Raw genomic sequence first — 11,242 nt, 5'->3', positions numbered from 1 at the left:
TATCCGACACTCAGCGGCGGAACTCCTCGACCGGCTGGAAATCGGCCTCGCGGTCGCCGACCTCGTTGCGGTACCACTGTTCGCGGCGGCGGCGCTGCACCCGGTCGGCGACCCGGTCCAGACCGGGCACGGTGCGGCGCAGCGTCTCCGCGCCGAAGATCAACGGGGCCTGCGCGATCGGATGCAGCAGCCAGGGGAACCGCCGGGGCATGGCGTGCCGGGCATAGGTGGCGGGCGGCAGCCAGACGCCGGTGTAGCCGATCTGGATGCGGTAGTTGATCTCGTCGCGCAACCGCTTGCGCCACGGCGTACCCGGTTTCGGGGCGAAGGCCGGAAGATAGGACTCCACCAACTCCGCACCGTCAGCACCCGCGGTGTGCGCGCGTTTGACGAAGGCCGCGAACATGAGCTGCACCGATTCACGGAAATCGCGCGGATACCACTGCGGCTGTACCCCCAGCAGATGCCCCACGTACCGCCAGAAGTGCAGTGTCGCTTCGATTTCCCGCACTGTGGTCTGGTATCCGATACTCCACAGCGCCAGCCCCGGCACCACGCTGCCGCCCATGAGGGTGAGAGTGGCGTCGCCGATGCTGATCGGCACACCCCAGGCGTCGTAATCCCATTCGGGTTGTTGCATGAGCTTGCGGCGAATGAACACGTGCATGATGCGGACCCGCATGGCGGTCTGACGGCCGCGCGCGCCCGGGTCCAGGCCGCCGGGATCGGAGACGTCGATCCAGAAGCGCACGGTCTCCAGCTGCCGCTTGTGCGCCTTGTCGCCCGCATACCCGCCGGTGTAGGAGAGCGGTTTGGCGATGGAGCTCTCCGAGTACATCTCCAGGGTGCTGGTGGTGGCGAAGCTGAAAACCGATGTGCCCCACCGGCGGAACACGGCCGCGCCCTGGGCGACCAGGTCGGGGTCGAGCCACTCCGGGGCGGTCTCGAACTCCTCGAACAGCCGCACCAGCGAGCGCGGGGCGTCCGGGACCGACTCCACGCCGTGGGTGAGCGCCTGATCGAGCATGGCGCGTCCGGCCTTCGGGCCCAGTTCCCCCAGGTACACCTCGTCGACGAACGCCTCGGCCACCGGATCGGCCTGGTAGTAGGCGGTTCCGAAGGCCCGTACCAGCTCCTCGGAGGGCTGCGGATCGAAGCGGAACACGGTGCGGAACATCGTGCGCGCCCGCTGTACCCGGGGATCCCAGAGGCGTTCCCAGTAGCGGAATTCGGTCGGAATCTTGCCTGCCGCTGCGGCTTCGAGCGTCGCGGACACCTTTTCACGAGCCATGCCGTCAGCGTAAAGTGAGCTTGTGCTCACCTTCTACTCACTTTTCCGACGGTCTCGCCCGAATGTCTGAAACCCGGCCTGTCCAGCGGAGAAAGCCGACTCAGGAGCGCGCCCGCGAGACCCGCGAGCACATCCTCGACACGGCAGCTCAGCTTTTCGCCGAGCGCGGTATCGCCGACACCTCCACCAATCGCATCGCCGCGCGCGCCAATATGAGTATCGGCACGCTCTACCGGTATTTCACCGACAAACACGAGATCGTGGAGATTCTGCGCGCCCGCCTGCTCGCCGAACTGGAGGAGTGTTTCACGGCGGCGGTGCTCGGTGGGCTCGGACTGTCCCCGCGCGACTCGGTGGCGACCAGTCTGCGCGCCATCGTCGCGGTGCTGGCGAATCAGGAACCCCTGGTGCGCGCGCTGACGGCCGAGGCGACCGTGGCGGGCGCGGGCTTCGGCGGCCTGGAACGCCGCCTGTTGCTGCTCACCCGCGCCTACCTGCTGCAACAGCTGGGGCCGCTGCCGGACGACGAACTCGATACGCGGGCCTTCGTCATGGTGAACGCCGGTCTGGCCGCCGCCCTGCGCATCGGATTGAAACCGCCGCCCGGACTCGATCGCGACCGCCTCATCGACGAGACGGCCGATATGATCGGCGGCTGGCTCAGGCCTTCATGAATTCCATGATGTCGGCATTGATTTCGGCGGCATGGGTGACGTACATGCCGTGCCCGGCGGTGGGCAGCTCCTTGTAGACATTGTTCGCGATGAGCCGGGCCGCCCGCCGCGAGGTGGGGTCGATGGGAACCGACTGATCGGCCGGGCCGTGCATGATGAGCGTCGGCACGGTGAGCGCCTCCAGATCCGCGGTGTGGTCGCCGAACATGAGCGCGCGCTGCACCTCCAGCGACGCGTACGGCGAGACCGACATGCAGCGGCGAATCTCGTTCTCGATCAGCGCGGGCGAGACGTCGTTGCCCAGATGGGTGGCGAAGTAGCCCTGGGCGCGCTCGGTGAGCCATTTGAAGCGATCGGTGCGCAGCGCGTTCAGCGTCCAATCCAGCATCTCCTTGGGCACGCCGAGCGGATTGTCCTCGGTCTGCAGCAGACTCGGCACCGCGGCGGCCAGCAATACCAGCCGGTCGACGCGCGCTTCGCCGTGCCGGGCGAGGTAGCGCACCGCCTCCGCGCCGCCCGCCGAATGCGCGACCATCGTCGCCCCGGTCAGGTCGAGGTGCTCGAGCAGGGTGGCGATATCGTCGGCGCGGGTGTCCACGTCGTAGCCACTCGACGGCCGGTCGGAGCGGCCGTGTCCGCGTCGATCCAGCAGGACGCAGCGGTAGCCGTGCTCGAGGAAGTAGTACAGCTGGTGTTCCCACATATCGGAGAACAGCGACCAGCCCGCGATGAAGACGATCGGGGTTCCGGTCCCGTAGTCCTCGTAGGCCAGGGTGGTTCCGTCCGCGGTCTGGAAGTTCGGCATGTCGTTCTCCTTGTGAATCGTTCGGTGAGAACAAGATTCGCAGCCGCGGCGGCGTGAAGCGATTACGCGCGAGGTAAAGATTTCCGCGAGCGTCATCCGCCGCGATCATCCTGCGCCGCGCCGACGACGCGGGCAAGGTCGTCGGACTGACGGTGCACGCGCTGGACTGGTGGCGGCCGGTGGTCGCCCGGGTTGCGGCGGGTGCGGCGTAGCGCCACCCCGATCCGGTGCGGGCGGCCGAGCCTTCCGCGTGTGCCGCGACTGCCGAACAGTCGGCTAACCCGTGGCTATACTTCGCCGTGGATCTTCCCGAACGCCCAGTGCTCGGTTGGGAGAACACCATGCTCGACGCGCCCCGTCGCCGGTCGCTGGCGGCGGTCGGAGCCGCCCTGGCGATGCTCGCCACCCTGATGACCGCCTGCGCGGACGACTCCGATTCGGCGCGGTCGCGCCCGAGTTCGGCCTCCGACGATCCACTCGCCGTGGCCACCGACGCCTACACCTTCGGCTTCCCCCTGGTGCTGATGGACGCCACCCGCGCGGCGAGTACGGCGCAGGTGCCCGCCAATCACATGGCCGTGGTCGGGCCCGTCGACCCGGAACTGACCACGGTGGTCATGCCCAATGTCGACACCCTGTACGCGTCGGCGTGGCTGGACCTGGCGCGGGAACCGATCGTCCTCGAGGTGCCCGCCATGGCGGACCGGTACTGGCTCATGCAGGTCATGGACGCCTGGACCAATACCGCCCACGATCCGAGCAGCACCGCGCCGCGGGCGGCGGGCTCGAATGCGCCTTACACCTACGCGATTACCGGACCCGACTGGTCGGGGACGCTGCCCGAGAACATGACTCGGCTCAGCGTGCCGACGGATACCGCCTGGCTGCTCGGTCGCATCGAGTACCGCGACAACACCGATCTGCCTGTGGCACAAGAACTTCAGCGCCAACTGATCATGGCTCCGCTCGGTGCGTGGGAGCGCGGCGAACGCCCCGCCCCCACACCCGCGCCGCCCCCGGCCGGGATCTCGCCGCCGGACCGGGTCGGGCAGCTGACCGGACGGGCGTTCTTCGAGCGGTTGTGTCAGCTCATGACGACGAATCCGCCCGCCGCCGCCGACGAACCCGCCCTGGATCGGTTCGCCGGTATCGGCATCGAACCCGGCGGCGCGGTCGACGCGGTCTCCGACGCTGTCCTCGACGCCGCCGTGGCGGCCGCCCGCGAAAGCATTCCGGCGTACCGCAATCCGGACGCGCGGCGGGAGAACGGCTGGGAATTCGCCACCAATCTGGGCGCTTACGGCACGGACTATCCGCTGCGCGCCGCCACCGCATGGGACGAGTTGGGGGCGAATCTGCCCAGGGACGCGGTCTATCCGGCCCTGGAGGCCGCGGCCGTCGACGAGCACGGGGCGGCGATGCGCTACCGGCTGACCTTCGCACCCGGACAGACCCCGCCCGCCGCGGCGTTCTGGTCGCTGACCGCCTACACCGCCGACGGTTACCTGGTGCACAATGCCGCGAACGTCTACTCGGTCGGCCATCAGGTGCCCGTGGTCGCCGGGCCGGACGGCTCGGTGGAACTGGCGATGCAGACGCAGAACCCGGGAAGCGCGGTGCCGCCGGGCAATTGGCTGCCCATACCGAACGCCGGGCGTTTCCGGCTCACGCTGCGGCTGTACGGTCCGGCCGCCGAGGCGCTCGACGGTCGGTGGCAGCCACCGGCTTTGATCCCTGTCGGCTGAGAACCACCGTTTCCGAGGAGAGTCATGAAGCGCGATATCGACGCGGCACGAGTTTCGCGGCGGACCGTCTTCGAGCTGGCCGCCGTGACCGCCGGGGCGGTGGCACTGACCGCCTGCGGGAAATCCGACGGCGGCGCTGCCGACGACGACCCGAAGGCCATCGCCACCGACGCCTACGTCTTCGGCTATCCACTGGTGCTCATGGACGCCACCCGCGCCGCCGCCCAGGCGCGGACGCCGGTCAACCACTTCCAGCACGCGCGCCAATTGCCCACACCCGAGCGCCGGGACGTGGTGCGACTCAATCTCGACACCTTGTATTCCATTGCGTGGCTGGACCTCTCCGCCGAGCCCTTGGTGCTCCAGATACCGGCCGTCGCGCCCGACAGGTACTGGCTCATGCAGCTCATGGACGCCTGGACCAATACCGTCCACAATCCGGGTAGCGAGCGACCCCAGGTGAAGTTGGGTGTGACCGCGCCGCCGTACACCTACGCGGTCACCGGGCCGGGATGGCAGGGGGAACTGCCCGACGGGGTGACCCAGCTGGCCATGCCCACGCCGACGGTGTGGCTGCTCGGCCGTATCCAGGTCAACGGCGAGGCCGATATCCCCGCCGTAGCGGCCATTCAGGACGAGATGAAGCTGGTGCCGCTGCGCGATTGGACGGCGGGCACCCCCGCGCCGGTCGCCCCGACCGTGCCCGCCGATACCGCGACACCGCCCGCCGAACAGATCGCGAACATGAAGGCCGAGACCTTCTTCGAGAAGCTGTGCGCGCTCATGGCGACGAATCCGCCCGCGCCCGAGGACGCTCCGGTCATGGCCAGGTTCGCCGAGATCGGCATCACCCCGGGCGGGGCCGTGACCGGACTCTCGCCCGAGGATCTGACCGCCGCCGCGGCCGCGGGCCTGAAACGGATTCCGACGTACCAGGATCCGGGAATGAAGCACGAGAACGGCTGGCAGTTCACCACCGATCTCGGCGCGTACGGCATCAACTACGCACTGCGCGCCCTGGTGGCCATGCGGGGTCTCGGGGCGAATCTCGCGCGGGACGCGGTGTACCCCAGCATCTTCGGCACCGCCGACGACAAGGGCACCCCCAATCGCTACCGCCTGCATTTCCCGGCCGGGCAGACTCCGCCGGTGCGGGCGTTCTGGTCGCTGACCGCCTATGACGGCGACAGCTATCTGGTGGCGAACCCGGCCGGGATCCACGCCATCGGGCATCTGATCCCGCCGGTGCTCAACTCCGATGGCTCCCTCGATATCACCGTGCAACATGCCGACCCGGGTTCGGCTGTGCCACACGGCAATTGGCTCCCCATCCCGGCATCGGGCACGTTCTCGCTGACCATGCGGCTCTATGCCCCGGAGGAGAGCGTCCTCACCGGTGCGTGGCGACCGCCCGCGCTGCGCGAGCTGTGATCAGTTGGTCTGAATGCCGGTGGCCAGCCGGACCACCACCTGGTCGGCGGTGACCTCCTGCACCGTCACATTCATGCCGTCGGCGGGCGCGGTCTCGCCGACGGGCACCGAGACCTCCTGCCCGGCGACGCGCAGGGTGGCGGTATTGCCGTTCACCGCCACCAGTTCCGCGTCCACGCCCAGGACGCTGGCCTTGGCGTTCACGCCCCGGTCGAAGGTCACCGTGCATCCGCTGACCTGGCATTCGGTCTTGGAGCCCGGCCCCTCCGAGGTGCAGGCGGCGGCCCCGAGGGGGACGACCGCGACGAATACGGACAGGGCGAGGAGCCGTCGAAAACGCACGCGGTCAGTGTACGGCGCGCGTGCCGTCGCGGGGGTCGCGAACTATCGTGGAGGCGTGGGTGTCTTCGGCGAACTGTTCGGCAAGAAACTGACCGACGAGAGCGGCGGGGACAGTGATGGCCAGACGCATCGGCCCCGCCTCGATATCGACCTCGACGCCGGGGTCGTCCGGGTCTCCGCCCCGAAGCCGCCGCCGACCGAGGCCGAGCAGACCGATTAGTCGCGTCCACTAAGCTCCTGCGGCTATGGCCCTCAGTGCGACGCTGCATCACTTCACCCTCCAGATCGCGGATGTCGATCGCGGCGTCTACGAGGAGTTGGAGCTGCGCGTGGCACGCCACCCCTCCGAAACCGACGAGTTCATGCTGACCCGGCTGCTGGCCTACTGCCTCGAATACGAGGAGGGCATCGCCTTCAGCGGTGGCGGCGTCTCCGCCACCGACGAGCCCGCGGTGCTGGTGCGTGACCTCACCGGCCGTCTCACCGCCTGGATCGATATCGGCGCACCCGACGCCGACCGCATCCACCGCGGCAGCAAACTCGCCGACCGCACCGCCGTCTACACCCACCGCGACCCCGCCAAGGTGCTCGCGCAGCTCACCGGCAAGCGGATTCACCGCGCCGAGGACATTCCGCTCTACAGCTTCGATCGCGCGTTCATCGATGCCGCCGTCACCGCCATCGACCGCCGCAACACCGTCACGGTGTCGGTGACCGAACGTGAGCTCTACCTCGAGATCAACGGCACGAGCTTCGGCACCACGATCGAGGAACACCGGCTCGGCTGAACTGCGAGGATCTCGGGTCGTCGCTCAGAGCCACGGCACGCCCGCTCGGAGAAGGACATTCGCGTAGGGGCGTGCCTCCCCGGTGCGGACCACGAAGCGGCACTGGCCGATTCGGTTCTTGAAGTCGGCGTGGTCGAGCAGTTCCGGCTGTAGCCGGTCGGTGAGCATGGTGGCCGCCTCGGGGTTGTGCTGAGTGATGTCGCGGCTGGTCCAGGCCGCTTCGACGGTGACCTCGGCGAGGACGAGGTCGAGGACCGGCTCGAAGCGGGGGAGTCCGTAGCTGATGCCGAGGTCGATGACGGGCACCCCGGCGGGAACCGGGAGGCCGGAGTCGCTGACGGCGAAGAGGTCGGTGTGGCGTAGCGTGGTGAGGGCCGACAGCAGGTCGGCGTGGATGATTCCGGTGGTGCGCACGGTCGAATTCCTTTGCTGACGAAGGGGATCAGTCGAGACGGGCTGCCGGTGGCAGGGTGGCGAGCGCCGCGGTGATCCGGTCGCGGGTGGGGTAGGCGGCGTGGGTGCCGGGGGACTGGACCGCGAGAGCGGCCGCGGCGGTCGCGAAGGCGACCCCGGCGGGCAGGTCGTCGCTCTCCGCGAGCGCGGTGGCGAGCGCGCCGACGTAGGCGTCGCCCGCTCCGGTGGAGTCGGCCGACCGGATCTCGGGCGCGGGCTGGTACCCGCCGATCACGGTCGCGCCCGCGCGTCGAACCCACACGGACCCGGCCGCGCCCAGCGTCGCCACCACGGCGGGCACCCCGCGCGCACACAGCAGACGCGCTTGGTCGAACGCATCCCGTGGTGATGTGACGGCCGTCCCGGTGAACGTCGCGAGCTCGGATTCGTTGACTATCAACGGATCACACCGGTGCAGCAGGTCCGTGGGCAGTTCGCGGGCGGGGGCGGCATTGAGGATGAAGCGGCGGGCGCGTCCAGCCGCCCACGCCACCACCCGGACCGGCACCTCCAATTGCGCCACGACCACCCCCGCCGTCGCGATCAGCTCCGCGGCCACCGACGCGTCGAGCTCCGCCTCGGTCTCCCAGTGGAAATTGGCTCCGGGGTCGACCACGATCTGGTTCTCCCCGGCGGCCACGGTGATGTACGCCGTGCCCGTGCGCGCACCCGGCACCTCCCGCACCGCTTCGATCCCGACGCCGTACTCGCACAGCGACTTTCGTAGCGACGGATCCGGATCCTCGCCGATTCGAGCGACGAACTCGACCAGCGCCCCGGCCTTGGCCGCGGCCACCGCCTGATTGGATCCCTTGCCGCCCAGGTTGGTTCGCGTCCCCGACGCGAGGACGGTCTCACCGGGCGACGGCAGTCGCGACACCTCGCACACCACATCCCGATTGACCGATCCGAGCACCACCACCGTCACGAGGCCGCCTCGGCGGTGCGATCGGAATCGCCGGGCGCGGCACCGGTGATCAGGGCGACCAGGCGGTCGCCGTCCACCTCGTCGATGCGGTGTGCGGCAACGGATCTGCCGCGTCGCAGCACCACCACGTTGTCGCAGACCCGCAACACCTGATCGAGGTCGTGGCTGATGATGAGCACGGTCACCCCTCGATCGCGCAGCCCGCGCACGAGTTGCTCCACCGCGGCGGTCTCCCGTACGCCCAGCGCCGCGGTCGGCTCGTCCATGATGACCATGGACTTGCCCCACGCCACGGCCCGCGCGATGGCGATGCTCTGGCGCTGGCCCCCGCTCATCCGCCGGACGGTGGTGCGCACCGAGGGCACGTCCACATCCAGATCACGCAGAATCTCGACGCTGCGCGCGATCATGGCCTTGCGGTTGACGATCCCGAGCGGACGCACGAGTTCGCGATTGAGAAACAGGTTCTGCCACACGGTCAGATCGTCGATGAGCGCGAGATCCTGGTAGACGGTCTCGATGCCCATCCGGCGGGCATGTTCGGGCGACCGCAGCCGCACGGGCTCGCCGCGGAACAGTATCTGCCCGGTATCGGGCGACTGCACGCCGGTGAGACAGCGCACGAGGGTGGACTTGCCAGCGCCGTTGTCGCCGACCAGCGCGGTGACCTCACCCTCGGGAATCGACATGGTGACCCCGGCGAGCGCGCGCACCGAATCGAAGGACTTGGTGAGCTCCCGGGCCTCCAACAGGGGAATCGTCATGTCCTGACCTACTTTCGGAAGCGGGAGATGCCCGCGGCGAGCAGCAGTACCGCGCCGACGGCGACCGGCTGGTAGTACTGCGAGATGCCGAGAATGGTGAACCCGTTGATGAGCGAGGTGAACAGCACCGCACCGCAGACGGTTCCGAGCACCGAGGCCTTGCCGCCGGAGAGCGAGGAACCGCCCAGCACCACGGCCGCGATCGAACTCAGCAGGTAGGTGGTCTGCAACGACGGGTCCGCGCCGCCGTTGCGGGCCACCAACATGACACCCGCTATGCCGCAGAGCAATCCGGACATGGCGTAGGCGAACAGCCGAATCCGGTTCACCGCGATACCGGTATCGCGGGCGGCCTCCAGGCGGCCGCCGGTCGCGAGCAGATGGGTGCCGATCCGGGTGCGGAAGATGATCCCCGCCACGACCAGCGCCGCGATCAGCGCCAACAGCCAGAACCAGCGCACCGGCCCGATACCGTCGAGCGCGAGTCGTTGCAGGAAGCGTGAACTCACCGCCTGGGTGTTGCCGTGGGTCAACAGCAGCGTGATGCCGTTGAGGACGCTCAGCATGCCGAGCGTGACCACGAAATCGGTCATCCCCAGGCGGCCGACGAGCAGGCCGTTGACCATCCCGACGGCCAGCCCGCCGAGAATCGCGGCGACGATACCGACGAACAGCGAATACCCGTGCGCGGTCAGGTATCCGAGAATCGCCGCCGCCCACGGCAGATTCGCGCCGACGGACAGATCGATACCGCCCGCCGTGATGGCGTACTGCTGCCCCAGCGCGAGCACGGTCAGAATCGTCGAGGCGACCAGGAGATCGCCGATATTGTCCAGGGTGAGGAAGTGCGGGGTGGCGATGAAGAACGCCACCCAGAGCACCACCAGGGCCAGCGGAGCCGCGAATTCCGCTAGCCGGGAGAGGATCTCGGTGCGCCTCCGGGTGTCGACCGGGGCATCCGCGGTGGCCGTCACTTGGTCAGCAGCCCTTCGATCGGATTGTCGAAGGTGACGATCGGGCGCGGGAACGCCGAGATCTGCTGTTCGACATTGTCTTTGCCGATGAACGCGATCGGCGCGACCACACGCTCGGGCAGCGTCTTGCCCTGATGCAGGGCCAGGCAGCCCTGAACGGCGAGCTGGCCTTCGGCATACGGGTATTGGGTCACCGTGCCGTACAGGTCCCCGGCCTTCACCGCGCTCAGCGCGGCCTGGATGCCGTCCACCGAGATCACCTTGATCTGGCCCGACTTGCCCGCGTTCTTGATCGCCTGTGCCGCACCGAGTCCCATGGTGTCGTTGGCGGCGAAGATCCCGGTGATATCGGGGTGCGCCCGCAGGATCGCCTCGGTGACCTGAAGGCCCTTGTCCTGCTCGTAGTCGGCGGGCGCCTTCTGCACGATCTCCAGCTTGCCCGCCACGGTTTCGCTGAAGCCCTGATCGCGGTTGATGCCGTTCTGCTCGCCCGCGATGCCTTGCAGAATAACGACTTTGCCGCTGCCGCCGAGGGCCTCCAGCATCTTCTGGCCCGCTATCCGGCCCGCGTCGAGATTGTCGGAACCGATGAAGCTGGCATAGGAGACCCCGGCCGCCTCGGAGGCCTTCGCGTCGATCTGGGTATCGAGGTTCAGAATCGGAATGTCCTTGCGCGCCACCGCCGTCAGCGGGGTGATGACATTCGTGGCATTGACCGGGACCACGCCGAAACAGTCGTAACCCTGGGCGGCCATGGTGGATATCTGGGAATTCTCGCCGTCGGCGTCGGTCTCGGACTGCCCGGCCTGCACGGTCACCTTCACGCCGAGCGCCTCGGCTTCGGCCATCGCACCGTCCCGCAGCGCCGCCCAGTACGGATTGGTGAAGTTCCTGGTGACAATCGCGATCGAGTAGTCCCCGGATCCGGAGTCGTCACCGCGGCCACAGCCGGTGGCCAGCGCCGCCACCGTGCTGACCAGGGCGAAAGGTATGAGAGCGCGGCGGAATCGTGCGTTCATCGTGAACCGACCTCATCTGTCTCGTAGC

The 11,242-nt window shown here is 68.5% G+C and carries 13 protein-coding genes; 5 read left to right on the top strand and 8 right to left on the bottom strand.

Annotated elements, in window-relative coordinates; translation table 11 throughout:
• Window positions 1-10: 10 nt before the first annotated feature.
• On the bottom strand, window positions 11-1,291 hold the full coding sequence (locus ACIBH2_RS12165) for an oxygenase MpaB family protein (RefSeq protein WP_397116216.1): 1,281 nt from the start codon (window positions 1,289-1,291) through the stop codon (window positions 11-13).
• Window positions 1,292-1,353: 62 nt separating this feature from the next.
• On the opposite strand from ACIBH2_RS12165, the gene ACIBH2_RS12160 reads away from it, so the two are divergent.
• Window positions 1,354-1,965, top strand: coding sequence for a TetR/AcrR family transcriptional regulator (locus ACIBH2_RS12160; RefSeq protein ID WP_397116214.1), 612 nt, complete (start codon window positions 1,354-1,356; stop codon window positions 1,963-1,965).
• Here the strand turns inward: ACIBH2_RS12160 and ACIBH2_RS12155 are convergent.
• On the bottom strand, window positions 1,952-2,770 hold the full coding sequence (locus tag ACIBH2_RS12155; RefSeq protein WP_397116212.1) for an alpha/beta fold hydrolase: 819 nt from the start codon (window positions 2,768-2,770) through the stop codon (window positions 1,952-1,954). The genes ACIBH2_RS12160 and ACIBH2_RS12155 overlap by 14 nt on opposite strands.
• A 299-nt stretch (window positions 2,771-3,069) precedes the next feature.
• Here ACIBH2_RS12155 and ACIBH2_RS12150 point away from each other — a divergent pair, with 299 nt between their 5' ends.
• Together ACIBH2_RS12150 and ACIBH2_RS12145 are read left to right on the top strand one after the other, a co-directional pair.
• Window positions 3,070-4,515 carry a DUF1254 domain-containing protein gene (locus ACIBH2_RS12150; protein ID WP_397116210.1) on the top strand — a complete coding sequence of 482 codons (1,446 nt, stop codon included), beginning with the start codon at window positions 3,070-3,072 and terminating at the stop codon, window positions 4,513-4,515.
• 24 nt (window positions 4,516-4,539) lie between these two features.
• On the top strand, window positions 4,540-5,946 hold the full coding sequence (locus ACIBH2_RS12145; protein ID WP_397116208.1) for a DUF1254 domain-containing protein: 1,407 nt from the start codon (window positions 4,540-4,542) through the stop codon (window positions 5,944-5,946).
• Here the strand turns inward: ACIBH2_RS12145 and ACIBH2_RS12140 are convergent, their stop codons facing one another.
• Window positions 5,947-6,288: a hypothetical protein gene (locus ACIBH2_RS12140; RefSeq protein ID WP_397116206.1), complete on the bottom strand. Its 342-nt coding sequence runs from the start codon at window positions 6,286-6,288 to the stop codon at window positions 5,947-5,949.
• Window positions 6,289-6,343: 55 nt separating this feature from the next.
• On the opposite strand from ACIBH2_RS12140, the gene ACIBH2_RS12135 reads away from it, so the two are divergent.
• Complete coding sequence (locus tag ACIBH2_RS12135; protein ID WP_397116204.1) at window positions 6,344-6,508, top strand: hypothetical protein; 165 nt, start codon at window positions 6,344-6,346, stop codon at window positions 6,506-6,508.
• A 25-nt stretch (window positions 6,509-6,533) separates the two neighbouring features.
• Window positions 6,534-7,076, top strand: coding sequence for a YaeQ family protein (locus ACIBH2_RS12130; RefSeq protein ID WP_397116202.1), 543 nt, complete (start codon window positions 6,534-6,536; stop codon window positions 7,074-7,076).
• Between the two features lie 24 nt (window positions 7,077-7,100).
• On the opposite strand, the gene rbsD is transcribed toward ACIBH2_RS12130, so the two are convergent.
• From rbsD to ACIBH2_RS12105, 5 genes are read right to left on the bottom strand one after another with little or no spacing between them, the layout of a single operon-like run.
• Window positions 7,101-7,490: a D-ribose pyranase gene (rbsD, locus tag ACIBH2_RS12125; protein WP_397116200.1), complete on the bottom strand. Its 390-nt coding sequence runs from the start codon at window positions 7,488-7,490 to the stop codon at window positions 7,101-7,103.
• A 28-nt stretch (window positions 7,491-7,518) separates the two neighbouring features.
• Window positions 7,519-8,457: a ribokinase gene (locus ACIBH2_RS12120; protein WP_397116198.1), complete on the bottom strand. Its 939-nt coding sequence runs from the start codon at window positions 8,455-8,457 to the stop codon at window positions 7,519-7,521.
• Window positions 8,454-9,221: an ATP-binding cassette domain-containing protein gene (locus ACIBH2_RS12115; RefSeq protein ID WP_397116196.1), complete on the bottom strand. Its 768-nt coding sequence runs from the start codon at window positions 9,219-9,221 to the stop codon at window positions 8,454-8,456. The genes ACIBH2_RS12120 and ACIBH2_RS12115 overlap by 4 nt, the downstream gene beginning before the upstream one ends.
• 8 nt (window positions 9,222-9,229) lie before the next feature.
• Window positions 9,230-10,195, bottom strand: coding sequence for an ABC transporter permease (locus ACIBH2_RS12110; RefSeq protein WP_397116193.1), 966 nt, complete (start codon window positions 10,193-10,195; stop codon window positions 9,230-9,232).
• On the bottom strand, window positions 10,192-11,214 hold the full coding sequence (locus tag ACIBH2_RS12105; RefSeq protein ID WP_397116191.1) for a substrate-binding domain-containing protein: 1,023 nt from the start codon (window positions 11,212-11,214) through the stop codon (window positions 10,192-10,194). Before ACIBH2_RS12105 ends, ACIBH2_RS12110 begins: the two co-directional genes overlap by 4 nt.
• Window positions 11,215-11,242: the final 28 nt, after the last annotated feature.

Origin of the sequence: Nocardia sp. NPDC050406 (assembly GCF_044459025.1) — a bacterium.
Taxonomy (GTDB): Bacteria; Actinomycetota; Actinomycetes; order Mycobacteriales; family Mycobacteriaceae; genus Nocardia.
The sequence above is the reverse complement of the archived record's forward strand: the minus strand, read 5'-3'. Positions and strand labels throughout refer to the sequence as shown.